Raw genomic sequence first — 22,318 nt, forward strand, 5'->3', positions numbered from 1 at the left:
CGCCAGGAGCGGCCCACCACCGAGTGGGTGACGGGCGACGAGCCGATGACCGGCCCGCAGGCGAGCTACCTCGAGACCCTGGCCCAGCAGGCCGGCGAGGAGCCGCCGAGCGGGCTGAGCAAGTCGCAGGCGTCGCGCGCGATCGACGAGCTGCGGCAGAAGACGAGCCGGTGAGGCTGGTCTGGCCCGACGGCGGTGACGGCCCTGCCGGTCGGGACGGCGAGCTCGACCGCGCCGCCCTGGCCGAGGTGTACGCCTACCCCGCGGGCCTCGACCGGCCGTGGGTGCGCGCCAACTTCGTGGCGAGCGCCGACGGGGCGGTCGCGGTCGGCGGGGTCTCCGGGGGCCTGCAGGCGCCCGGGGACGCCGAGGTCTTCGGGCTGCTGCGCGAGCTCGCCGACGTGGTGCTCGCCGGGTCGGGGACGGTGCGCGCCGAGGGCTACCGGGGCGCGCGGACGAATCCCGCGCTGCGCGAGCGCCGGGTCGCCCGCGGGCGGGCGGCGGTGCCCCCGATCGCCGTCGTCAGCACCCGCGGCGACCTCGACCCCTCCTCGGCACTGTTCACCGACACGACGGTGGCGCCGCTCGTGCTCACCGCGGCGGTGCACGCGGCGCGGGTGCGCGACGAGCTGGGCGGTGTCGCCGAGGTGGTCCCGGTCAGCGGCGACGATCCGGGCACCACCGACCCCGACGCCGTCGTCGACGCCCTCGCCGCGCGCGGCCTGCACCGCGTGCTCTGCGAGGGCGGCCCGGCGCTGTTCGGCTCGTTGCTCGCCGCCGGGCGGGTCGACGAGCTCTGCCTCTCCCTCGCCCCGCAGCTGGCCGGCGGGGGCGCCGAGCGCATCGTCTCCGGGGCCGCCCTCGACCCGCCCCGGGCGCTGCGGCTGGTCGGCGTCGTCGCCCACGACGACGGGCTGCTCCTGCGGTACCGGACCGGATGAGAGGGAGACCTGCGTCACGAAGATGGTCTTTTCGGGTGACACCACGTGACGACTTGCCGACAGCCGTGTCCCACGGGTACCGGACCGGCCACCGGCCTGGTCCGGTGTGAACGCCCGACGCAAGGACCCAGCGCACAGGGAGCGCCCCATCATGACGCAGAGCCCCAGCACCGCCACCGGCTCCGAGGCCGCAGCCGTGTCGAGCGGTCGGACCGGGGGTGCGACCCCGGCCCGTCTCGCCGACGACACGGGGCAGGGCAAGACCACCATCGCCTCCGGCGTGGTGCAGAAGATCGCCGGCATCGCCGCCCGTGACATCTCGGGGGTGTACTCGATGGGCGGCGGCGTCTCGCGCGCCTTCGGCGCGATCCGCGAGCGGATCCCCGGCGGCAGCGGCACCTCGCAGGCCGCCGGCGTCCAGGTCGAGGTCGGCGAGAAGCAGGCCGCCATCGACCTCGACATCGTCGTGGAGTACGGCGCCGGGATCGTCGAGCTGGCCCGCGCGGTCCGGCGCAACGTCATCGCCGCCGTCGAGCAGATGACCGGCCTCGAGGTCATCGAGGTCAACATCGCCGTCAACGACATCCACATGCCGGGCGAGGACAACGGCGACGACGAGCAGGCGTCGAGCCAGCCGACGACCCGCGTCGAGTGAGCAGGGCGAACCCGGCGGCGGTCCCGGGAGCGGCGGCCGGGGCCCGGCCGGCCGGGACCGCCGTGAGCCCGGGGTCGCCGGAGGCCCCGGGCCTCGGGCCGCTGCCGGAACGGATCGCCGAGGCGCTGCTCGCCCACCCCGCGGTGGCCGCGCTGTCGGGCGGCCCGTTCGGGACGCTCGCGACCTACCTGCCCGGGCGCCGGCTGCCCGGCATCGTGCTCGGGGACGCCGGCGAGCCCGACCGCATCGCGGTCGTCCTCCGCTTCGGCGCCCCGGTCGGCCCGACGGCCGCCGAGCTGCGCCGGATCGTGGCGGCCGCCTCGGGCAACCGGCGCGTCGACGTCACCGTCACCGATCTGGAGGTCCCCGAGTGACGGGGCCGGCGGACGGCACCGACGCGCGCGCCGCGCTGCGGGCCTTCGTCCGGACGCACCACCCCGACGTCGGTGGCGACCCGGTCGCCTTCCGCGAGGGCCTCGCGGCCCTGCGGGCGGCCGGCGCCACCGGCCGGTGGCCCGCCGCGGACGACCCCCGGCTCGACGCCCCGGTGGTCGCCGTGAGCGACCGCCGTCTCGCCCGGCTCGGGCGGCTCGGACGCCGCCTGGCCCGGCGGTACGACCCCCGCCGCGGCTCCGCCCGCGTGCTCTAGCTCTTCCCGCCCCGCCCACCGCGGGGCGGCATCCATCGTGGAGGTAGTGGTCATGAGCGCCACCCGTGCCGGCATGTTCGTCGGCCTCATCCTGGGCCTCGCCGCCGCCGTGGGCGGTCTGTACGGCTTCTTCATCGCGCTGGTCCTCGGCGTGCTGGGCTTCATCGTCGGCCGCGTGCTCGACGGCGAGCTCGACCTCAACCAGCTCGTCGGGCGCGGTCGCGACCGATGAGCACCCCGACCGACGCCACCGACGAGACCGCGCCCACCCCGGTGCCGGCGTCGTCGACGGTCACCCTCACCCCGCGGACCGACCCGGCCCGGGAGGGCGCCGCCGAGCGCGGCCGCCTCGACGTGGCGCTGTCGGTGGTCCGCAAGATCGCGGAGTACGCCGCGGACCACACGGCGGGCACCGTGCGGACCCAGCGCCGCCTGGCCGGGCTGGACCTCGGCGAGTCCGGGGCCAGCGCCAAGGTCTCGGGCTACGGCGAGCAGGTCGACCTGCGCCTGGAGGTCCCGCTGGCCTACCCGGCACGGATCGCCGACAGCGCCGCCGCCGTGCGCGACCACGTCCGCGAGCGCGTGCAGACCCTCACGCCCTACCGCGTGCGCTCGCTCGACATCGGCGTGTCCGCGCTGACCGACCCCGCCCTCCGGGCCACCCCCCGGCCCCCCGCCTCACGGACGGAGTGAGAAGTGCGCCTGCTCCTGCGCGTGCTCGCCCCGCTGCTCGCGCTCCTCCTGGCCGTCGTCGGGCTCGGCATCCTCGTCGAGACGGTGACGCTGTGGGTGGCGCCGGCCGCGAGCCCGCTCGTGGTGCCGTGGCCCTCGTGGCAGGCGGCCGTCGAGGGCCTGACCTGGCAGTCCGGGTCGGTGCGCGCCGTGGCGATCGTCGTCGGCGTCGTCGGCCTGTTGGTGCTGCTGCTCGGGCTCGTCGCCCGCCGCCACGACGTCTACCTCGCCGACCCGGTCCCCGAGGTCACCGTCACCACGTCGCCGCGCTCGCTCGCCCGGGCGGTGGGCCACGAGGTCCGCTCCCACGACGACGTCGTCTCGGCGTCCGTCGTCGCGTCCGCCAAGAAGATCACCGTCAAGGCCGCCACCCTCGACCCCGCCGAGGACGTCCGCGCGTCGCTGCGCGAGCGCGTCGACGAGACGCTCGTGCGCCTGCCGCTGGCCCAGCGCCCGCGCGTCGCGGTGTCGGCCACCACCACCAAGGGGGTCAAGTGAGCCGCCGCTCGCGGCGCGCCGTCGCCCGCTCCGCCGGGCGCGACCGCGTCCTCACCACGTTGCTCGGTCTCGTCCTCGTCGCCGCCGCGGTGCTCGCGCTGCTCGTCGGCTACGGGGTGTTCGGGACCTTCCGGGCCCAGCGGCCCGTCATCGACCCGCTGATCGTGTCCTGGGTCGGGACCCACACCGACGCCACCCGCTGGATCGCGATCGGCATCGGCGTGGTGCTCTTCCTCGTCGGCATCGGCTGGGTGGTGCGCTCGCTGCGCCCCGAGCCGCGGCCCGACGTCTCGCTCTCGGAGCTGCCGGGCGAGCGGCTCGTCGTCGAGCACGCGGCGGTCGCCGATGCCGTGCGCCACGACGCCGAGACCATCGAGGGCGTCAGCCGGGCCCGCGTGCGCCTCGTCGGCACCGCGCAGAAGCCCGCGCTGCGGATCGCGCTGACCCTGGTCGAGGGCACCGACGTCCGCGACGTCTGGGCCGACCTCGACGGCCGGGTGCTCGCCCGCGCCCGCGAGGCCTTCGCCGTCTCGGCCCTGCCGACGGCCGTGCGCCTGGAGCTCGACGCCACCGCGGCGCCGACGCCGGCGCGGGTGGAGTAGCCCCTACCTGGCGGTCAGCACCTCCGCCAGGTCGAACCGCACCGGCCGGTCGAGCTGGGCGAAGGTGCACGACGCCGGGTCGCGGTCGGGGCGCCAGCGCTTGAACTGCGCGGTGTGCCGGAAGCGGACGCCCTCCATGTGGTCGTACTTGACCTCCACGACGCGCTCGGGGCGCAACGGCACGAACGACAGGTCCTTCTGGGCGTTCCACCGACTGTGCTCCGCCTCGCGGGGCGTGCGGGTGCCCTCCTCCTGGGCCGCCCAGGCCCACGGGTGGCCCTCGAACGAGGTGACGAGCGGCTGGAGCTCGGCGAAGAGCTCCTGTCGCTTCTTCATGGGGAACGCGCCGATCACGCCGACGCTCTGCAGCGACCCGTCCTCGGTGTGCAGCCCCAGCAGGAGCGAGCCCACCGCGTCCGGCCCCGACTTGTGCACCCGGTAGCCGGCGACGACGCAGTCGGCGGTGCGCTCGTGCTTGATCTTGCTCATGACCCGCTTGTCGGGCTGGTAGGTCAGGTCCGCCCTCTTCGCGATCAGCCCGTCGAGCCCGGCGCCCTCGAAGCGGTCGAACCAGTCGCGGGCGGTGTCGACGTCCTCGGTCATCGGCGTGAGGTGGAGGTCGGGGCGCTCGAGACCGCCGACGACCTCGGCCAGGCGCTCGCGGCGCTCGGTGAAGGGACGACCGGTGAGGTCGTCGTCGCCGAGGGCCAGCAGGTCGAACGCGACGAAGTGCGCGGGGGTCTCCACCGACAGCTTCTTCACCCGCGAGGCCGCGGGGTGCACCCGCTGGAGCAGCGCCTCGAAGTCCAGGCCGGTCCCCTCGGCGTCGACCACGACGATCTCGCCGTCGACGACGCAGCGCGGCGGCAGCGCGGCCGCCACGGCCTCGACGAGCTCGGGGAAGTAGCGGGTCATCGGCTTCTCGTTGCGGCTGCCGATCTCGACCTCGTCGCCGTCGCGGAAGACGACCGACCGGAAGCCGTCCCACTTGGGCTCGTACCGCTGGCCCGCGGGGATCTCCGCGACGGCCTTGGCCAGCATGGGGGCGACGGGCGGCATGACGGGCAGGTCCACGGCAGCATTGTTCCGCCCCCTCACGCCGACGCCACCCGTGCCCGTCAGACTCCCCGAGGAGAACCACCCGCGCGATGAGAGGTGCTGCGTGCCGCGACCGGTCAGCAGGGCGGCCGCCCTCGTGCGGGGCCTGGTGCCGGGCCTGGTCCCGGGCCTGGTCCCGAGCCTGGTCCCGGGCCTGGTCCCGGGCCTGGTCCTGGGCCTCGTCCTGGTCCTGGGTCTCGGGGCTTGCGCGATCGGGCCCTCGCAGCGGCCGCCGGTCGCGACGCTGGTCGACGAGCCGGCGACCCCGGAGCCCGCGCCCGAGACCGGCGGGCCGGGGCCGGCGCCGTCGCTGCTGCCGCCGTTGCTGCCCGCGCCCGCGGCGCCCGCCGGCTTCGCCGACTGCACCGCGGAGATCCGGGGGACGCTCGCGCCCGCCGACCTGGGCGGCCGCGACCTGCGCTTCGGCTGCCAGAGCGTGCCGGTCGGCGGGGGCGGCTCGTCGCGGGCGGAGATCGGGGTCCTGCAGGTGACGGTCGGGCCGGTGCCGCGTGGCGGGCCGGTCCCGATCGCCGTGGTCGGCGAGGCGGGCGGGCCCTCGGGCAGCGACCGGGCGGTGCGCCTCGCCGCGACCGCGCCCGAGCCCCTGCTCGCGGGCGCCGCGCTCTACGGCGTCGACCTGCGCGGCACCGGCAACTCCGAGCCGGTCGACTGCATCACGCCGACGGTCCGCGAGGCGCTGGTCGACGCCGACCCGCTGGCCGCCGACCCGGCCGCCCTCGGCCCGCTGCGCGACGCGGCGGCGTCCGCGGCGAGCACCTGCACCCAGGTGCTCGAGACCGCGCTCACCGACTTCCGCACCGGTGTCGAGGCCGAGGACCTCGAGGAGGTCCGCGCGACCCTCGGCGTGGAGCGGATGCACGTGGTGGGCGTCGGCGAGGGCGCGGGCGTGCTCGCGGCCTGGGCGCGCCGGCACCCCTCGTCGGTGGGGCGCACGGTGCTCGACGGGGTCACCGACCCCACGACCTCGTTCTCCCAGCGCGCCCGCGAGCGCGCGGCGGCGGCCCGCGAGGCGCTGGAGATGTTCGCGGCCGACTGCACGGCGCGCCCCGGCTGCCCGCTGGGCCCGGACCCGACGAGCACGGTCACCGGCATCCTCACCAACCTGCGCGCCGCGCCGCTGCCGGCGCCGGGCGGCCGGCAGGTCACCGACGGCACCGCCACCCGCGCGCTCGTGACCGGCCTCGCCGAGCCCGCACGCTGGCCCACGCTCGCGACGGCGCTCGCGGCCGCCGGCCAGGGCGACCCGGCCGGCGTGCTCGGCCTGCTCGCGCCCGTGGAGGCCGACGGCGGCGGCTTCGACGCCTCGGTCCTGCTGACCTGCAACGACACCGCGGAGCGGCCCACCCTCGACCAGGTCGCCGCCGACGCCGCCCGCGCCCGGGCCGCCGAGCCGCTGTTCGGGGCCTACTTCGCGCACGACGCGCTGCTGTGCAGCTCCTGGCCGGTCCCCGTCGACGTGCCCGAGCCGAGCAGTGCCGCCGGCCCGCCGTCGCTGGTGATCGGCACGCGCGGCGACCCGCTCTCCCCGCTGCCGGGCAGCGAGCGCGTGGCGACCCAGCTGGGGTCGGCGAGCCTCGTCACCTGGCTCGGGGCCGGGCACGGCGCCTACCCCGCGACGCCGTGCGTCCGGACCGCCGTCGGCGGCTACCTGCGCGACGGCGTGCTGCCCCAGCAGGGCACGGTGTGCCCGCCGTGATCCCCGCCGTGATCCCCGCCGTGATCTTTGTCCGGTGCGCCCCTGGCGCCCCACGGCCCGGGCCTCGTTAGCCTGCCCCCGTGCAGCTCCCCCGCCTCGTCGACGCCGCGCTGGACCGCCTGGTCGTGCCCGGTTACTCCCGTCTGGGGTACGCCGCGCGGCGTGCGGGCTGGCGCGCGCTGCCGACCGGGTGCCTCGCCGGGCGGACGGTCCTCGTCACCGGCGCGGCCGGCGGACTGGGCGCCGCCACCGCGCGCGGGCTCGTCGGGCTGGGCGCGCGGGTCGAGATGGTCGTCCGCGACCGGGCGCGCGGCGAGCGCACCGCGGAGGACCTGCGCGCGGAGCACCCGGGGGCCGCGGTCGAGGTCGCCGAGTGCGACGTCGCCTCGCTCGCCGACGTCCGCCGGTACGCCGCCGAGGTCCGCGACCGCGAGGCCGCGATCCACGGCCTGGTGCACAACGCCGGCGTCATGCCCGCGGAGCGCACCGAGACCGCCGAGGGCCACGAGCTCGCACTCGCGACGCACGTCCTGGGCCCGTTCCTGCTCACGCGCGAGCTGCGCCCGGCGCTGCGGGCGGGGTCGAGCCCGACCGCGCCGGCGCGCGTCGTGTTCGTCTCGTCGGGCGGCATGTACACCGCGTCGCTGCCCACCGACGACCCGGAGTTCCGCAGCGGCACCTACTCCGGCGGCGCCGCCTACGCGCGCACCAAGCGGATGCAGGTGGTGCTCGCCGAGCTGCTCGCCGACGACCTCGCGGGCGACGGGATCGTCGTCCACAGCATGCACCCGGGCTGGGCCGACACTCCCGGCGTCGCGAGCTCGATGCCGGGCTTCCACCGCGTCACGGGACCCCTGCTGCGCACCGACGAGCAGGGCGCCGACACCGCCGTGTGGCTGCTGGCCGCGCCCGAGCCCGGGCACAGCACCGGCGTCTTCTGGCACGACCGGGCCCCGCGCCCCACCCACTACCTGCCCCGCGGCGCCGAGACCCCGCAGGCCCGGGCGGCCCTGTGGACGTTGTGCGTGGACGCGACCGCCGGATCGGCCCGGTGAGCCGGTCGAGCTGGCCGCGCCGCGGTCTCGACGAGGTGCACACCGCGTCCCCGGCCGACGCCGCCCTGCTGACCCCCGCGCGCCGGGAGCTGCAGGCGGCGACGCGGGCGTTCGCGATGGAGGAGGTCCTGCCCGTCGCCGACGAGCTCGACCCGCGCCGCGAGGACATCCCGGCGTCGCTGCTCGACCGCATGGCCGAGCTGGGGCACTTCGGGATCCTCGTCGACGCCGAGCACGGCGGGCTGGGGCTCGGGGTGGTCGAGTACTGCCTGGTCTCCGAGGAGCTCGCCCGCGCGTGGATGAGCGTCGGCAGCATCATCGCGCGGGGCAACGGGACCGGGTGCGCGTCGCCGGACCCGGAGCGCCGGGCCGAGCTGCTGCGGGCGAGCGCGGCCGGGCGCTGGGTCGGGGCGATCGCGTTCTCCGAACCGCACGCGGGCTCGGACCTGGCCGGGGTGGAGTGCACGGCGCGGCGCGCCGGCTCCGAGTGGGTCGTCGAGGGCACCAAGCGCTGGGTGGGGCACGCGCTCTCGGCCGACTTCCTGCACCTCCTGGCCCGCACCCGCCCGCCGCGCGAGGGCGAGAGCCGCTCGGACGGCCTCGAGCTCTTCGAAGTGCCCAAGGAGCGCGGGAGCTTCCCCGAGAACGTCACCGGCACCCCGATCGACAAGATCGGCTACTTCGGCCTGACCACCTGGCAGCTGGAGTTCGACGGCTTGCGGCTCCCCGCCGACGCGCTGCAGGACACGGGGCAGTCCGAGGGCCAGGGCTTCAAGGACAGCCTGCGCTGGCTCGGCACGGCCCGCGTGCAGACGGCGGCCCGGGCCGTGGGGCTCGCCCGCGGGGCGCTGGAGGACGCGGTGGCCTACAGCCGTCGCCGCGAGCAGTTCGGCCACCCCATCGCCGACCAGCAGGCCCTGCGCCACCGGCTCGCCGACATGGCCGCGGCCGTCGACGCCGCCCGCGCGCTGTGGTGGCACGCGGCGTGGCTGCTCGACGAGGGCGCGCCGGGCGGGGACGTGGCGGCGTCGTCGGCCAAGCTCTTCGCCTCGGAGACGGCGGAGCGGGTCACCAGCGACGCGCTGCAGATCTTCGGCGGCAACGGCTACACGACGGAGCACTCGGTGGAGCGCTACTGGCGCGACGCCCGCCTGACGACGATCTTCGAGGGCACCTCGGAGATTCAGAGGAAGATCGTCTCGGACGCCCTCCTGCGGTGACCCGCCGTCCGGGGGAGATTTCTACCCCCGGGCGCGGAGCACCGCGTTCACCCGGTCGTCGGCCCCGTCGACCGGTGTTCCCGGCCGTTCACCCGTCGATCGTGCCCAACCCACCGTTCGCGATGTCGGCGGTCGACCTCGCGGTGCGAGGGACGCCACGGTGGGCACGCCAGGCCCGGTGACAGGAGGTGACCGTACGGTCGCCGGCGGTCCAGGAGACCGGGTGAAATTGCGGGGGGCGGGGAGTCATGACGGATGCGGTGGAGTTCGCCCGGGCGGTGCACCCGGCGCGAGCCGACGAGTCACAACGGATGCGACACGAGGCGCGGGACTGGCTCGCCGGCCTCGACATCGACCAGGACACGCGCGAGCGGGTGCTGATCGCGGTGTCGGAGGCCGTCGAGAACGCCGTCGAGCACGCCTATCCCGGCGGGACCGACGGCACGGTCGAGCTGACCCTGTGGTGCGAGGCGGACTCGGTGAACGTCCGCGTCACCGACAACGGGCAGTGGTCCGACGCCGCGACGCCGGCGACGTCGGGCTCCGACGCGCCGCGCGGGCGCGGGTTCGTGCTGATGCAGCGTAGCGTCGACAGCGTCGCCGTCCGGCACACCTCGCGCGGCACGACGGTCGCCCTGCGTCAGCAGCGGGGCGCCGCGGCGGCGGAGTAGGTCCGGCCGAGCAGGTCCGACCGAGCAGGTCCGGCCGAGCAGGTCTGCTCAGCGTCCGCCGGTGAGCCCGGCCAGGACCTGGTCGAAGAAGCCGAGCAGTTCCGCGCGCAGCGCCGGGTGCTGCTCCGGCGGCGCCTGGCCGAGCAGCTGCCCCGCGCTGGAGAGCATCCCGAGCACCAGCGTCGGGGAGGACGCGCCGGGCGGGGTGACGAGGTTCCCCTCGCGCGCGAGCCCGTCGAGGATGCGGGCGATGAAGGCGTAGGCGTAGTCGACCTCGCACTCCCGCCAGCGCTCCCAGCCCAGCGCCAGGGGGCCGTCGCGGAAGACGATGCGCCCGTAGGTCGGCTCGCTGCAGGCCTCGAGGAACGTGGTGAGCGCGGCGCGGGCGCCGGCGAGGTGGTCCGGGGCGTCGTCCAGGGCGGTGCGCAGGCGCTCGTGCACCACCGCCTCCCGGGCGGAGAACACCGCCTCGAACAGGGCCGCCTTGCCGGCGAAGTGGTGGTAGACCGCGCCCTTGGTCATGCCGGCGACCGCGGCGACGTCGTCAATGGAGGTCTCGGCGAACCCGCGCTCGGCGAACAGCGCCGTCGCCGCCTCGACCAGCCCGGCCCGGGTCGCGGCCGTGGCCTCGGCGCGGGGGGAGGTCAGGCGGGGCACGATCGAAGGGTACGGATTGGGGGCGTCGCGGGCCTACGGTGCAGGGGTGTCCGACGACCCCGTGCTGCGCGTACTCGGCCGCGTCTCCTCGCCGCTGACCGACCGGTCGCAGGCGCCGTGCCAGGGCGACGAGGGCGGTCCCGAGGCCGTCGTGACCCTCGCGCCGGACCTCGCCCCGGCGGTGCGCGACCTCGCCGTCGGCCAGGAGGTCCTGCTCATCACGTGGCTCGACCGCGCCGACCGCTCGGTGCTGCGCGTCCACCCGCGGAACGACCCGCAGGCCCCCGAGACCGGCATCTTCGCCACCCGCTCCCCCGACCGCCCGAACCCGCTCGGCCTGCACCGGGTGCGCGTGCTCGCGGTCGACGGCACCGAGCTGCGCGTCTCGGACCTCGAGGCCGTCGACGGCACGCCGGTCGTCGACATCAAGCCCGTGCTCGGTCCCGTCGGCGAGCGCTGTCACGACCCTCGGAGCAGCGCCTCCCGGTAGTGGGCGCCGAGGACCGGGCGGCTGTGCCAGCGATGCGGCCTTGCTGGCGTTCAACGCCAGGATCGCCGCATCCTCGACGGCGCGACACGCCGAGCGCGACTCACGAGCGATCCGCGGTGCCCGGTGGGCCGGGACCGCGGTGACGTCCGCGGGCCCGTGACCAGCACGAAGATCGTCCGGGACTGTCGGGGGTCGGGTCTAACGTCCTGGTCATGAGCATCGAGGGCCTCGACACCGGTGGGTTGCCGGTCGACGTCCTCGACGGCATCGACCCGGCCGGGCTGTCCGGCGCCGAGGTGGTGGACTTCGCCCGCGACTGCTTCCGGGCCCGCAACCGTGCCACCGCCCGGTTGCTGACCGCGCTGCACGAGGCCGGGCGCACCGAGGACGGCCAGAAGGGGCGGCGGGCGCTGCTCGACGAGTTCTCCGGTGACGAGGCCGCCGCCGCGCTGGGCTGGTCGCGGGCCATGGCGTGTCGCTGGCTCGACCTGGCCGACGACCTGCGCACCCGCCTGCCCGAGGTCCACGCCGCGATGCGCGGCGGGCAGCTGGAGGACACCAAGGCCCGGGTGCTCTCGGACTGGACCCGCGACCTGGCCGACGACCACGCCCACCACGTCTGCACCGAGGTGCTGCCCGAGGCCCCGCGGCTGCCGGTCGCGGCGCTGATCGAACGCATCCAGCAGCTCGCCGCCGCCCTGGACCCCGACTGGGCCGCGCGGCGCGAGCAGGCCGCGACCCGACGCGCCCGCGTGCTGGCCTCGCGCAACCCCACCGGCACCGCGAACCTCTCGGGTCTCGACCTGCCCCTCGAACGCGCCGCGGTCAGCATGGCCCGCCTCGAGGCCCTCGCCGCCCGGCTGCGCCGCCGCGGGGTCCCGACGCGCATCGAGGCCCTGCGCGCCGAGGTCTACCTGACCCTGCTCGACGGCACCGCCGCCGGCCTCGACGACGACACCCTGCTCGACCTGCTCGCCGACCGACTCACCCCACCCGACCAGCCCGACGACCCCGACGACCCCGACGAGCCCGACGACCCGCCGCCCCCGCCCGGCCCCGACGACAGCGGCCCCGACGGTGGCCCCGAGAACGGTGGGCCGGGCGACGCCGGTCCCGACGACGCCGGTTCCGACGACGCCGGTTCCGACGACGCCGGTTCCGACGACGTTGGCGGCTCGGGGGTGGGCGGGCTCGGCGATAGCGAGCCGGGCGACGACTCGAGCGACGGGTCGGGCGACGAGTCGGGCGACGAGTCGGGCGACGGGTCGGGCGAGGACCCGGACGACCCGGGCCACCGCGACCCGAGCCACCGCGACCCGGGCCACCGGCCGGACGACGAGCCGCGCGGCACGCCGGACGAGACCCCGAGCGACGACGCTCCCGGCGACGACGCCCCGAGCAGCGGGGCGGCGCCCGGTCCGGTGGTGCGCGACGGCACGCTCGAGGTGCGGCTACGGCTGAGCACCGCGCTCGGGCTCGACGAGCTCCCCGCCCAGATCCCCCGCTGGGGCACCGCCCTGGCCCCCACCGCCCGCTCCCTGCTCGCCCGCTACCACCACGGCGAATGGCGCATCGTGCTCACCGACGACACCGGCCGCCTCCGCCACCTCCTGCTCGCCCGCCACCGCCCCCACCTCTCCGACACCTCACCCCCACCCGGGCGACCACCCCGCCCCCGCCGCGACCGGCGGCGGGGGCGACACCGACCAGCCATCGTCGAACTCCAGGTCCCGACGACGCTGCTCGCTGCCCTCGACCCCGCCGACCACCCCGCGTGGGCGCCGCTGCTCACCGAACTCCACCGCCGCCTCCCCGAACTCGACAGCACCGGCGAAGCGCACCCACCCGACGAGCACCTCGACCCCGCCGCCGCCACCCACCGCCGACCCACCACCGAGATCGACCGCTGGGTCCGCGCCCGCGACCGACGCTGCATCGCCCCCTCCTGCCGCGAACCCGCCCACGCCACCGACCTCGACCACACCACCGACCACGCCCACGGCGGCCCCACCCTCAGCCGCAACCTCGGCGCCCTGTGCCGCCACCACCACCGCGCCAAACACCACGGCCGCTGGCACCTGACCCAACCCGCCCCCGGCCGCTTCCTGATCACCACCCGCGCCGGCGCCACCTACGAGACCCTCCCCCCGCGGATCACCGACCCCCTCCCGAACCCCCGACCCGCCGCCACCCCCCGACCCCTGCCCCCGGACCTCCAACCCGACGGACACCACCACGACGACCCCGACCTCGACGACGTGCGCGACCCGTTCTGGCGTCCACCCCACCGACCAGGCCCCGTCCCACACGACGCCGCACCCCACGACGACGGTGACGCCCGCAACCCCGCCCACACCGCCCGGCCGCCCCGCACCCCCAGCCTGCGCGACCTCCTCCGCCAGGCCCGCCGCGCCGCCCGCGACCCGCAGCACGCCACCGAGCCGACCGCGCCCGACCCCGACCCGCCGCCGTTCTGACGACGCGACCGATGGACGCCGCGACCCGCGACCCGACCTCAGAGCAGCACGTCGTCCACGTGCACGAGCACCGCCACCGGCTCGAGGCCCGTGGAGCGCCGGATGCCGTCCGCCACCACCGTGCGGATGCGCGAAGCGAGGGCCACGAGGTCCGCGCCGTACTCGGCGGCGAGGGTGATCGCGACGACCGTCGAGGACCCGGCGACGCCCGCGGTCACCTCGGGCCCTCCGTACAGGCTCGTCTCCGGTCCCTCGCCGGCGGCGACGAGGTGGCTCAGGGCCACCCGCACCCCGGGCACGCGGGAGGCCAGGTGGCGGGCCAGGGAGATGACCACCCGCGCGCTGATCCGCGTCCGCCCCCGCGCCTCCTCGATGCGCCCGAACTCCGGGTCCGCGGCCACCCCGCGAATGCGGCGCAACGCCTCGTCGAGCAGGCCGTCGGGGGCCTGCGGGCGGTGGTCGGCGACGGCGCGGACGGGGGCCCAGAGACGGTCGAACTCGGCCAGGGCCGCCTGGCAGTAAGGGCAGGCGCGCTGGTGGGCGTCCCGACGGTCGGCCGCGCCGTCGGCGACCTGCGCGACCAGCGACGCCGCGTCGCGCCCGCAGGCCAGGCGGCCCTCGAGCGGCGCGGCGGCGGAGGGGGTGCGCTCCTGGGTCATCTCCAGTCCTTCATCTCGGACATCAGGGTGGCGCGGGCCCGTGCGAGCCGCCCGCGCACCGTGGCCTCGCTGGTCTTGGTGACGGCCGCGGCGTCGCGGTACGAGAGGCCCTCCAGCTGGACCAGCACGAGCGGCACCCGCTGATCCTCGGGCAGCCGGCTGATCGCGGCGAGCCCCGCCTGCAGCTCCTCCCCCGCCAGCACCCGGCTCTCCGGACCGGCGACCCGCGGGTGGTCGGCGTCGGCGAGCTCGTCGTGGGGCCGCTGGCCGCGGCGGTGGTTCAGGCACCGGTTGACGACGACCCGGTAGAGCCAGGTGGTGAACGCCGAGTTGCCGGCGAAGCCGGACAGCGCCGTCCAGAGCTGGATGACGACCTCCTGCGCGACGTCGTCGGCGTCGGCGGGGCTGCCGAGCATGCGCAGCGCGATCCGGTAGATGCGGTCGCGGTGGCGGCGCACCAGTTCCTCGTAGGCGCCCTGGTCCCCGGACCGGGCCCTGCCCACGAGCCAGCGGTCGGCCTCGTCGTCGAGACCGGCCGAGGCCCGGGTCCCGCCCGGGCCGGGGTCCTGCCCCGGCGCGCTCACGCGCGTCAGCCTCCCACGTCCGGCCGTGCGCAACCGATCATCGTGGCCCTGGTGGGGGAACACACCGTGCGGGTCAGGTCGAGCCGCCCCGTCGATCCGCGGCGACCTTCCGTGGTGGAGTGGCCGCACCCGCTCCCACCGGAGGGCACCATGACCCACACCACCCGCACCGACGACGCGTCGTCCACTCCGGCGCGACACCCCGGGCCCGCCGTCCCCGTCGGTCACGTCGAGCCCTGCCCGCGGCGGGTCCGCGCACGGCTCGGCGGCCGGGTCGTCGTCGACACGGTCGCCGCGCGCTACGTGTGGGAGCACCCCTGGTACCCGCGCTGGGCGATCCCCGTCGACGACGTGGATCCCGCCGCGCTGGCCGCCGACCCCGACCACCGGCGCCTCGACGGCGAGCTGGCGGACACGGTGGCGTTGACGTGGTCGGCGTTCGACGCGTGGTTCGAGGAGGACGAGGAGGTCGCCGTCCACCCGCGCAGCCCCTACGTGCGGGTGGACGCGCTGCGCTCGCGGCGGCACATGCGGGTCGAGCTCGACGGGGTGGTGCTCGCGGAGTCCGACGCCCCGGTGCTGCTCTTCGAGACCGGCCTGCCGACCCGCGCCTACCTCGACCCCACCGCCGTCGACGCCTCCCGCCTCGAGCCCTCCGCGACCGTCACCGCGTGCCCGTACAAGGGCGTGACCAGCCGCTGGTGGTCCGTGCGCACGCCGGCCGGGCGCTACGACGACCTCGCCTGGCGCTACGACCACCCCGCCCCGGGCGTCGCCCGCATCGCCGGGCTGGTCGCGTTCTACGACGAGCGCGTGGACGTGGTCGTCGACGGCGTCGCCCGGCCCCGGCCGCGGACCCACCTGGCCTGACGTCGTCAGCGCCGGACCTGCGCCACCAGCCACGCCGCGATCTCCTCCCCGGCCGCGAGACCCGTCGCGGTCGTGACCGCGACGTGCGCGAGGCGCCGGCCCGCGGCGTGGAGGCGGCCGTCGAGCGGCTGGATGCCCGCATCCGCGGCCTCGAGCATGTCGGCGTCGAGCGGGGAGTCGCCGGCCGCGACGAGGCGCCGGGCCCCGGTCCGCCGGCGGACCTCCGCGACCGCGGCGCCCTTCGTCAGCGCGAGGGGCAGGACGTGCACCTTCTCGCCGTGGACGACGACCCGCCAGCCGCGCGCCGCGCACTCCCCCGCGAGGTCCTCGAGCCACCCCGCCGGCCCTCGCGCCCGGACCACGAGGAAGCAGCCGTCCGCGTCCCGCACCGGTCCCGCCCCGTCGAGCCGCCCGAGGTGCCGGGCGAGCACGGTCCCGACCTCGTCGAGCGGCGCGACGGGCGCGAGACGGTCCCGCACCACCGCCGCCCAGGCGTCGTCGGGCTCGCCGTCGACGAGCAGCACCCCGCCGCCCGCGCACACGACGAAGCGCGGCGCGACGCCCAGCCGGCCCTCGAGGTCGAGGCGCCGGTACTCGGCGACCGTCCGGGTGGTGGCGGGCACCCACAGCGCCCGGCGGTCGAGCTCCCCGAGCAGGGCGGCGGCGCGGCGGGTCAGCCGGGCGGTCACGACGCCGCGGCGATGTTCCAGGTCGACGACGGGCGCCGCGGTCGGCGGGCCGGCGGCCCGCGCGGAGTGGACGAGGGTCCGGTCGAGGTCGGTGGCGACCAGCACCGGCGCCCTCACCGCCGCGCCCGGAGCACGGCCACACAGCGGTAGGGCGACGCGATCCCGCCGGCGTCGTCCGGGAGCGGGCGGATCGGCACGCCGCGCTCGGCGCACAGCAGGCGGACGGGATCGACCTCGGGTCCGGCGTCCCGGGCGACGAGCACGGCGGCGGGGTCACGTCGCAGCAGCGTCCGCAACGTCTCCCCCACCCCGGCGCGCAGGCGGCGCTCGCCCGGCACGTCCAGGTCGCGCGCGAGGACGGCGAGGTAGCGGGGGCCACGGCCGTCCGGCGCGGCGAGGGACGCGCGGGGAGCCGCGCCGAGACGGGCGGTGACCGCGTCGAGGACGGCGGCCGTCCGGTCCGCGACCGCGAGCTCGCAGTGGACCTGGGCGCCGTGGTGGGCGCCGGGCACGACGAGGTCGGGCCGGTCCACCGTGCGGGAGACCAGCCCCGACGCCGTGGCGTTGAGGCACGCGTGCGGGACGAGCAGGTCCTCGCGGGTGCCGCACAACGGCGTCCGGTGGGCCGGGTCGGCGAGCACCGCGACGGTCGGGTCGACGACGACGCCGGTCTCGCGGGTGTAGGCGGCGAGGTCGCGGCGCACCTCGTCGACCATGCCGCCCGCGCCGGTCCAGCCGTCGAGGAGCACGAGCGCGGCGGGGTCGTGCGCGGCGACGAGCGCGTCGAGCGCGGCGCGGTCGAGGCCCCGGCCGCGGACGACGCTGATCGCGTAGTGCGGCAGCGCGACGCCCTGCTCCCGCGCCGCCCAGCGACGGACCAGCACCCCCACCGGCGTGCCCGCCCGCGCCAGCGACACCAGCACGACCCGCGGGCCCCGCTGCGCGAGCACCCGCTCGGCGAGGACGCCGACCGCGGCCGCCGCGTCCGGCGCCGCCCGCTCGACGGCCTCCGCCACCACCCGCGCGTAGGCGGGACTCGGCGCCCGCTCCGGCGGGAGGCCCTCCGCGTAGTGCGCCCCGGCGGCGAGGGCCGCCTCCCGCACGCCGGTCGGGAGCTCGAGCGGGTGGCCCGAGAGGTCGCTGAGCAACCAGCCCACCTCGGCCGCTGCGAACGTGCCGAACGCCGGCCCGCGCCGCGCGGCCACGACGGGCCGTCGCGGAGCGGGACGCGGCGGCCGGCACGGCACCACCGCCTCGACGACCCGCGGCACGAGCGTCCCGAGGCGGGCGAACAGGCCGTCCGCTGCCCGGAGGGCGGGGGTGCGCGCCGCGGCGTCCACCACCACCACGACGACGTCGTAGCGGCCGGCGCCGACGCCGTAGACGTAGCGCTCCGGCGCGTGGGCCAGGGCCTGGTCGTGCGCCACGAACGCCCGCGCCTCGCGCACCGCGTAGCCCGCGACGTCCCGGGCGACCAGCGGCGACCGGCTCGTCGCGGCGACCTCGACGGCCAGCCCCCGGGCCTCCAGGGCCTCCGCGAGGCGTACCGGCAGGTAGTGCAGCTCCTCGCACCCGAGGACGAGCACCCGCCCCGCGCCCGACCCGAGGGCCTCCACCAGCGTCGACGCGGCGCCCGGCACCGCGGCCTCGAGCGCGGCCCGTCCCGCGCGGTCGAGCCCGTGCCGCGCACCCTCGGCGGCCCCGTCGAGGGGCAGGGCCACCGACGTCGTCGGGGCGGCGCCGGTGCCCGGGCGCGCGGTGGTGTCCGGCGGCCCGTTGGTGTCCGGCGGAACGTTGGTGTCCGACGGCGCGGCGAGCAGTGCGGCCGCCCGCCGGAGCACGTCGTCGGGACCCGTGAGCGCCGCCCGCGCGAGGGCCACGACGTCGACGCGGACGTCCAGGTCGTCGGCGGCGCGGGCGATCGCGTCCTCGCCGGGCGACCGCAGGTCGGCCAGCGTCGCGACGACGTAGCGACGGCGGGGCAGCCGCCGGTGCAGCCGGCGCAGGGCCGCGGCCACGGTGCGGCCGGTGGAGAGCTCGTCGTCGACGAGCACGAGCGGGCGGTCCGGCGTCCAGCCGCCCGGGTCGTCGGGGGCGAGGACGTGGCGCGGGGCGTGGCTGTGCTCCTCGTCGAACGCGGCGAGGACGGCGGCCCCCGCGACCACCCGGCGCGTCGTGTGGACCACGTGCTCGGCGTCCAGCGCGTCCGCCACGAGGTGGGCGAGCGCCGTCGCGTTCTCGGCGAACCCGATCACCACCGGCGCGGCGGCGGCGGGCGGCAGGCGCGCGGCGACCCGCTCGGCGAGGGCCGCGGCGGCCGCCCGGACGCGCGCGGGGGCGACGGGGACGTGCTTGCCCAACACGCGGGACACCGGCAGGTGCGCCCTCCGGGGATTGCGGCGCAGGGCGAGGCCGACGACCTCGCGCACCGGCACGCCCTCCTCGTCGGGCCCGACCGCGAGGCCGAGAGCCTCCACGACGACCTCGCCGGGCCACGTCCCGTCCGCCGCCGCGTCACCCACGGGTGTCCTTGATGCCAGACGCACCCACGCGCGCACCACAGCGCACCACCGACGCGACCCGACCGGGGCGAGGATGGACGGCGATGGCCCCCGACCCCGCCGACCCGGTCCGGCACTGGCCGCTGGCCGGGCTCGTCCTGCGGACCCCACGGCTCGAGCTGCGTCCCGACGACGACGTCGGCCTCGCGGCGCTCGCCGACCGGGCCCTCGACGGCGTCCACCCCGCCGAGGAGATGCCGTTCCTCGAGCCGTGGACCGACGGCGCCGGCGACCCCGGCTTCGCCCGCGGGGTCATGCAGTACGCGTGGCGGTGCCGCGCCGAGATCGGGCCGGCCCGCTGGTCGGTGAACTTCCTCGTGCGCGAGGGCGGGCGGGTGCTCGGAATGCAGACGCTCACCGCGACCGAGTTCGGCGTCCTGGGCGAGGTCAGCACCGGCTCGTGGCTGACCCGCGCCGCGCAGGGCCGGGGCCTCGGGACGGAGATGCGCCAGGCCGTGGTCGCGCTCGCGTTCGAGCACCTCGAGGCCCGCGCCGCCCGCACCAGCGCCTTCGCCGACAACGTCGCGTCCCGGCGGGTCTCCGACCGGCTCGGCTACGCCCCGGACGGCGTCGAGCGCCACGTCCGGCGCGGGCGCCCGGCGCTCCTGCTCCGCAGCCGCCTCACCCCGGACGCGTGGCGGCGGCCGGGGTGGACGCTCGGGGTCGCGGGCCTCGAACCGTGCCGCGAGCTGCTGGGCGTCCCGCGACCCGGCTGAACGGCCCACGGCGCGCCGGGCACGTCCAGCGCGACACGCCGCCGTTCGGCGACACCATCGGGGAATGACCGACGCTCGGGGGATTCCCACGAGCGCGGCGGCGGGGTAGACCTCGATCACGAGATGCCGACCGGGGGGACCGATGTCGCACGCCGCGCCGACCGACGCACGGGCCGATGCGTGGCTCGACGCTGCCTTCCCCCGGGGCGCCGCCCGTCACGACCGCGCCCGGCCCGCGGCGCGCAGCGAGCGCCGGCTCCGTACCGCGCGGGTCCGGCGCCGGCCGCTGCGGGTGCTGATGATGGTGCTGGTCGCCGGCCTGTGCGCCGGGGTGTTCCTCGTCGTCCTCGAGACCGCGCTGACCGACCCCGAGGGGCAGCGGTCGGCGCTGTCCGCCATCGACCCCGACGAGGCCGTCGCCCCCGGCCCGCTGCCCTACGGCGGGCAGCTCGAGCGTCCCGACCCCGCCGACCTCGTCGATCCGGGCAGCCTGCTGGGGCTCGGGCTGCTGACGCTGGGGCTGCTCAACGGCCTGGTGTTCCTGGGGACGGCGACGTGGGACGGGATGGTCGCGCCCTCGGCCGCCGAGACCCGCCGCCGCTTGCGCACCCGCTCGGGCCGCGGGGTCGTGCCCGGCGGGCGGCGGGAGGTCCGGCGGACGGTCCACGCCCCCGCCGCGTCCCCCGCGGCCTCCTCGGCCCCGGTGGTCGTCGACGTGCCCGCCCGCCGCAGCGTCCCGGGCCGCCCCGCCGCCGGGACCACCTACGCGCCGCTGCCCGACCCCGTGTCGACGACGCCCGGACGCCGGGTCGTGGCGCCGGGCCCTGTCCCGGAGCGGGTCGTCCCGCCCGGACGGTTCGCCGAGCCGAAACGGCTCATGGAGCCGGCGACGGTGCCGGCCAGCACCCCGGTGCCGGTGCCGATGCCGGCCAGCACCCCGGAGCCGGTGCCGGTGCCCGCCGCCTCAGCGACCCCGACGCCCGAGCCCGCGCCGGCGCCCGCGCCCGCCCCGACGCCCGGGCCGCTGCTCCCGAGCATCATCCCCGCACCGCGGCGCCCCTCCCCCGTGCCGCGGGACGGCGGGGACGGGACGCCGACGCGCGCGACGCGGCGCGGCTCGGGGCCCTGGGGCTGGCGCCCCGCCCGCCCCGACCCGGTGCCCTGGCGCAATCCGGTGCCGGCGTTCTCCTGATCAGCGGGCGAGCGCGTCCTCGATCGTGCGGGTGAACGCCCCGAACACCGAGGCGGTCGGCGGCAGGACCTGGGTCACGAGCACCGCCGCGAGGTCGTGCCAGGGCCAGGAGTACCAGAGCGTCCCCAGCCCGCCGGCCCAGCCGTAGCGGGTCCCCACCGGCGACGCGACCACCCCGACCCCGAACCCCCAGCCGCCCCCGTCGAGGAACGGCGCGGCGCCCGGGGAGGCGCGCTGCGCGGAGGTGAGGTGGTCGGTGGTCATCAGCGCCACGGCGGCGGGGTCGAGCAGGTCACCGCCGTCGTCGAGCAGCGTCCCGGCGAAGCGCAGCAGATCCTCGGCGGTCCCGACCAGGCCGCCCCGGCCGTCGGGGAACGTCGGCGGCGCGAGCCAGCGGCTCTCGGCGACGCCGTCGAACAGCGCGAGCCGGCCGTCCCCGTCGTGCACGAACGCGGGCACCAGCCGCTCGGGGCCGGCGACGAAGCCGGTGTCGACCATCTCGAGCGGGGCGAGCAGCCGGTCGCGGAGCACCTCGCCCAGCGGCCGGCCCGCCGCCCGCGCCAGCAGCACCCCGAGCACCGCGAACGACAGCTCGTAACGCCACGCCGTGCCGGGCTGGTCGAGCAGGGGCAGCGTCGCGAACCGCGCGAGCCACGCGTCGGGCTCCGGCAGGCCCTGCGGGTCGGGCGGGCCGAACCCGAGCCCGAGCTCCGCGGCGCGATCGACCGCCGGGCACGGGCCCTCGGGGACGAAGCCGAAGCCCATCCGCATCGTCAGCAGGTCCTCGACCGTGATCGGCCGGTGAGCGGGGACGGTGTCGGTCTCGGAGGACAGCCGCGCCAGCACCCGCCGGTCCGCGAGCTCGGGGAGCAGGCGGTCGACGGGCTCGTCGAGGGCGAGGAGCCCGTCTGCGGCCAGGCGCAACGTCAGGGCCGCGACCAGTGGTTTCGTGTTCGAGCTGAGCCGGACGACGGCATCGGGCCGCAGCGGCACGTGGCCGCCGGGCTCGGTGGTACCGGTCGCCGCGAGGCTCGTCGTCCCGTGGTGCCGGACGCCGACGACGGCGCCCGGCACGTCGACGGCCGGCAGCGCCGCGAGGACCTCCTCGGCGTGCACGCCGGCCACCGTGACGGGTCAGCCGTTGAGGCCGCCGCCGGCGGGTCCGACCGGGCTCGGCTCGGGGCGCACGCCCCCGCCGCCGCCGCCGGAGCCGTCCTCGTCGTCCGGGTCCGGCCCGGTCGGCGTGCGGGCCGCCCCGCCCTGGATCCGAGATCCCGACCTCGGCCCCGCGCTCGCGCTGCTCGCCGGCGGCGGGCTCCTGGTCCTCCACGTGACCCCGTCCGGCCCCGGTGTGCACGGCGTTGCGGCCCACGGCCATCACGCCGGCGTCGAGGGCACGGTCGTGCGCCTCGGCGGCGGGCAGCCCCACGAGCTCGGGCACCGTGGTCATCCCGTCGGGCAGGTCCTGGGTCGTGTCCTGGGCCATGTCCTGGGTCGTCCCCTCGGTCTCGCGCATCTCGTCGGTGTGCATCGTCGTCTCCTCCGGCGTACCGGCCATGAACGGTGCATACCCATCATGCCGGGG

25 protein-coding genes and 1 pseudogene are annotated in these 22,318 nt (G+C 77.4%); 18 read left to right on the forward strand and 8 right to left on the reverse strand.

Annotation, left to right across the window (positions count from 1 at the left end; translation table 11 throughout):
* Nucleotides 1-45 precede the first annotated feature (45 nt).
* The 9 genes from ACYX4T_RS08360 to ACYX4T_RS08400 all read left to right on the forward strand — a co-directional run bounded on the left by ACYX4T_RS08360 (nt 46) and on the right by ACYX4T_RS08400 (nt 4,077).
* Nucleotides 46-174: a DUF3072 domain-containing protein gene (locus ACYX4T_RS08360; RefSeq protein ID WP_476015215.1), complete on the forward strand. Its 129-nt coding sequence runs from the start codon at nt 46-48 to the stop codon at nt 172-174.
* Nucleotides 171-941: a pyrimidine reductase family protein gene (locus tag ACYX4T_RS08365; protein ID WP_476014084.1), complete on the forward strand. Its 771-nt coding sequence runs from the start codon at nt 171-173 to the stop codon at nt 939-941. The genes ACYX4T_RS08360 and ACYX4T_RS08365 overlap by 4 nt, the downstream gene beginning before the upstream one ends.
* A gap of 151 nt (nt 942-1,092) precedes the next feature.
* A complete protein-coding gene (locus ACYX4T_RS08370) occupies nt 1,093-1,596 on the forward strand; it encodes an Asp23/Gls24 family envelope stress response protein (protein ID WP_476014085.1) in 504 nt (167 codons plus the stop codon).
* A gap of 62 nt (nt 1,597-1,658) precedes the next feature.
* Nucleotides 1,659-1,970, forward strand: coding sequence for a hypothetical protein (locus tag ACYX4T_RS08375; protein ID WP_476014086.1), 312 nt, complete (start codon nt 1,659-1,661; stop codon nt 1,968-1,970).
* Nucleotides 1,967-2,245 (forward strand): hypothetical protein, encoded by a 279-nt coding sequence (locus tag ACYX4T_RS08380; RefSeq protein ID WP_476014087.1) that lies wholly within the window; start codon nt 1,967-1,969, stop codon nt 2,243-2,245. The genes ACYX4T_RS08375 and ACYX4T_RS08380 overlap by 4 nt, the downstream gene beginning before the upstream one ends.
* 52 nt (nt 2,246-2,297) lie before the next feature.
* Nucleotides 2,298-2,477: a hypothetical protein gene (locus ACYX4T_RS08385; RefSeq protein ID WP_476014088.1), complete on the forward strand. Its 180-nt coding sequence runs from the start codon at nt 2,298-2,300 to the stop codon at nt 2,475-2,477.
* The gene (locus tag ACYX4T_RS08390; protein ID WP_476014089.1) at nt 2,474-2,938 is read left to right on the forward strand and encodes an Asp23/Gls24 family envelope stress response protein; all 465 of its coding nucleotides are present in this window, start codon (nt 2,474-2,476) and stop codon (nt 2,936-2,938) included. The genes ACYX4T_RS08385 and ACYX4T_RS08390 overlap by 4 nt, the downstream gene beginning before the upstream one ends.
* 3 nt (nt 2,939-2,941) lie before the next feature.
* A complete protein-coding gene (locus tag ACYX4T_RS08395; RefSeq protein ID WP_476014090.1) occupies nt 2,942-3,475 on the forward strand; it encodes a DUF6286 domain-containing protein in 534 nt (177 codons plus the stop codon).
* The gene (locus tag ACYX4T_RS08400) at nt 3,472-4,077 is read left to right on the forward strand and encodes an Asp23/Gls24 family envelope stress response protein (RefSeq protein ID WP_476014091.1); all 606 of its coding nucleotides are present in this window, start codon (nt 3,472-3,474) and stop codon (nt 4,075-4,077) included. The genes ACYX4T_RS08395 and ACYX4T_RS08400 overlap by 4 nt, the downstream gene beginning before the upstream one ends.
* A gap of 3 nt (nt 4,078-4,080) precedes the next feature.
* On the opposite strand, the gene ACYX4T_RS08405 is transcribed toward ACYX4T_RS08400, so the two are convergent.
* A complete protein-coding gene (locus ACYX4T_RS08405) occupies nt 4,081-5,151 on the reverse strand; it encodes an ATP-dependent DNA ligase (RefSeq protein WP_476014092.1) in 1,071 nt (356 codons plus the stop codon).
* A gap of 88 nt (nt 5,152-5,239) precedes the next feature.
* On the opposite strand from ACYX4T_RS08405, the gene ACYX4T_RS08410 reads away from it, so the two are divergent.
* From ACYX4T_RS08410 to ACYX4T_RS08425, 4 genes are all read left to right on the forward strand, one after another.
* The gene (locus tag ACYX4T_RS08410) at nt 5,240-6,892 is read left to right on the forward strand and encodes an alpha/beta hydrolase (protein ID WP_476014093.1); all 1,653 of its coding nucleotides are present in this window, start codon (nt 5,240-5,242) and stop codon (nt 6,890-6,892) included.
* 80 nt (nt 6,893-6,972) lie between these two features.
* The gene (locus ACYX4T_RS08415; protein ID WP_476014094.1) at nt 6,973-7,947 is read left to right on the forward strand and encodes an SDR family NAD(P)-dependent oxidoreductase; all 975 of its coding nucleotides are present in this window, start codon (nt 6,973-6,975) and stop codon (nt 7,945-7,947) included.
* A complete protein-coding gene (locus tag ACYX4T_RS08420) occupies nt 7,944-9,167 on the forward strand; it encodes an acyl-CoA dehydrogenase family protein (protein WP_476014095.1) in 1,224 nt (407 codons plus the stop codon). The genes ACYX4T_RS08415 and ACYX4T_RS08420 overlap by 4 nt, the downstream gene beginning before the upstream one ends.
* Nucleotides 9,168-9,415: 248 nt before the next feature.
* The gene (locus ACYX4T_RS08425) at nt 9,416-9,838 is read left to right on the forward strand and encodes an ATP-binding protein (protein ID WP_476014096.1); all 423 of its coding nucleotides are present in this window, start codon (nt 9,416-9,418) and stop codon (nt 9,836-9,838) included.
* A 48-nt stretch (nt 9,839-9,886) separates the two neighbouring features.
* Here the strand turns inward: ACYX4T_RS08425 and ACYX4T_RS08430 are convergent, their stop codons facing one another.
* Entirely contained in the window at nt 9,887-10,495 is a 609-nt protein-coding gene (locus tag ACYX4T_RS08430) for a TetR/AcrR family transcriptional regulator (RefSeq protein WP_476014097.1), read from the reverse strand.
* Nucleotides 10,496-10,541: 46 nt separating this feature from the next.
* On the opposite strand from ACYX4T_RS08430, the gene tsaA reads away from it, so the two are divergent.
* A complete protein-coding gene (tsaA, locus tag ACYX4T_RS08435; protein ID WP_476014098.1) occupies nt 10,542-10,985 on the forward strand; it encodes a tRNA (N6-threonylcarbamoyladenosine(37)-N6)-methyltransferase TrmO in 444 nt (147 codons plus the stop codon).
* Between the two features lie 212 nt (nt 10,986-11,197).
* Entirely contained in the window at nt 11,198-13,462 is a 2,265-nt protein-coding gene (locus tag ACYX4T_RS08440; RefSeq protein ID WP_476014099.1) for an HNH endonuclease signature motif containing protein, read from the forward strand.
* A 38-nt stretch (nt 13,463-13,500) separates the two neighbouring features.
* Here the strand turns inward: ACYX4T_RS08440 and ACYX4T_RS08445 are convergent, their stop codons facing one another.
* Both ACYX4T_RS08445 and ACYX4T_RS08450 read right to left on the reverse strand, forming a co-directional pair.
* Nucleotides 13,501-14,121 (reverse strand): Asp23/Gls24 family envelope stress response protein, encoded by a 621-nt coding sequence (locus ACYX4T_RS08445; RefSeq protein WP_476014100.1) that lies wholly within the window; start codon nt 14,119-14,121, stop codon nt 13,501-13,503.
* The gene (locus ACYX4T_RS08450) at nt 14,118-14,705 is read right to left on the reverse strand and encodes an RNA polymerase sigma factor (RefSeq protein ID WP_476014101.1); all 588 of its coding nucleotides are present in this window, start codon (nt 14,703-14,705) and stop codon (nt 14,118-14,120) included. The genes ACYX4T_RS08445 and ACYX4T_RS08450 overlap by 4 nt, the downstream gene beginning before the upstream one ends.
* Nucleotides 14,706-14,855: 150 nt before the next feature.
* Between ACYX4T_RS08450 and ACYX4T_RS08455 the strand changes: the two genes are divergently transcribed.
* Nucleotides 14,856-15,575, forward strand: coding sequence for a DUF427 domain-containing protein (locus ACYX4T_RS08455; protein WP_476014102.1), 720 nt, complete (start codon nt 14,856-14,858; stop codon nt 15,573-15,575).
* 5 nt (nt 15,576-15,580) lie between these two features.
* Here the strand turns inward: ACYX4T_RS08455 and ACYX4T_RS08460 are convergent, their stop codons facing one another.
* Together ACYX4T_RS08460 and ACYX4T_RS08465 are read right to left on the reverse strand one after the other, a co-directional pair.
* On the reverse strand, nt 15,581-16,369 hold the full coding sequence (locus tag ACYX4T_RS08460; protein ID WP_476014103.1) for an HAD family hydrolase: 789 nt from the start codon (nt 16,367-16,369) through the stop codon (nt 15,581-15,583).
* An 8-nt stretch (nt 16,370-16,377) separates the two neighbouring features.
* Nucleotides 16,378-18,786 (reverse strand): phosphoribosyltransferase domain-containing protein, encoded by a 2,409-nt coding sequence (locus tag ACYX4T_RS08465; RefSeq protein WP_476014104.1) that lies wholly within the window; start codon nt 18,784-18,786, stop codon nt 16,378-16,380.
* Between the two features lie 83 nt (nt 18,787-18,869).
* On the opposite strand from ACYX4T_RS08465, the gene ACYX4T_RS08470 reads away from it, so the two are divergent.
* Both ACYX4T_RS08470 and ACYX4T_RS08475 read left to right on the forward strand, forming a co-directional pair.
* Nucleotides 18,870-19,541: a GNAT family N-acetyltransferase gene (locus tag ACYX4T_RS08470; RefSeq protein ID WP_476014105.1), complete on the forward strand. Its 672-nt coding sequence runs from the start codon at nt 18,870-18,872 to the stop codon at nt 19,539-19,541.
* 142 nt (nt 19,542-19,683) lie between these two features.
* On the forward strand, nt 19,684-20,733 hold the full coding sequence (locus ACYX4T_RS08475) for a hypothetical protein (RefSeq protein ID WP_476014106.1): 1,050 nt from the start codon (nt 19,684-19,686) through the stop codon (nt 20,731-20,733).
* On the opposite strand, the gene ACYX4T_RS08480 is transcribed toward ACYX4T_RS08475, so the two are convergent.
* Nucleotides 20,734-21,849, reverse strand: coding sequence for a serine hydrolase domain-containing protein (locus ACYX4T_RS08480; RefSeq protein WP_476014107.1), 1,116 nt, complete (start codon nt 21,847-21,849; stop codon nt 20,734-20,736).
* Nucleotides 21,850-22,021: 172 nt separating this feature from the next.
* Nucleotides 22,022-22,291: pseudogene (locus ACYX4T_RS08485) on the reverse strand (PASTA domain-containing protein); the annotation flags it as partial.
* Between the last annotated feature and the right edge of the window lie 27 nt (nt 22,292-22,318).

The sequence above is a fragment of the Actinomycetospora sp. ABD4_176 genome, assembly GCF_056311855.1.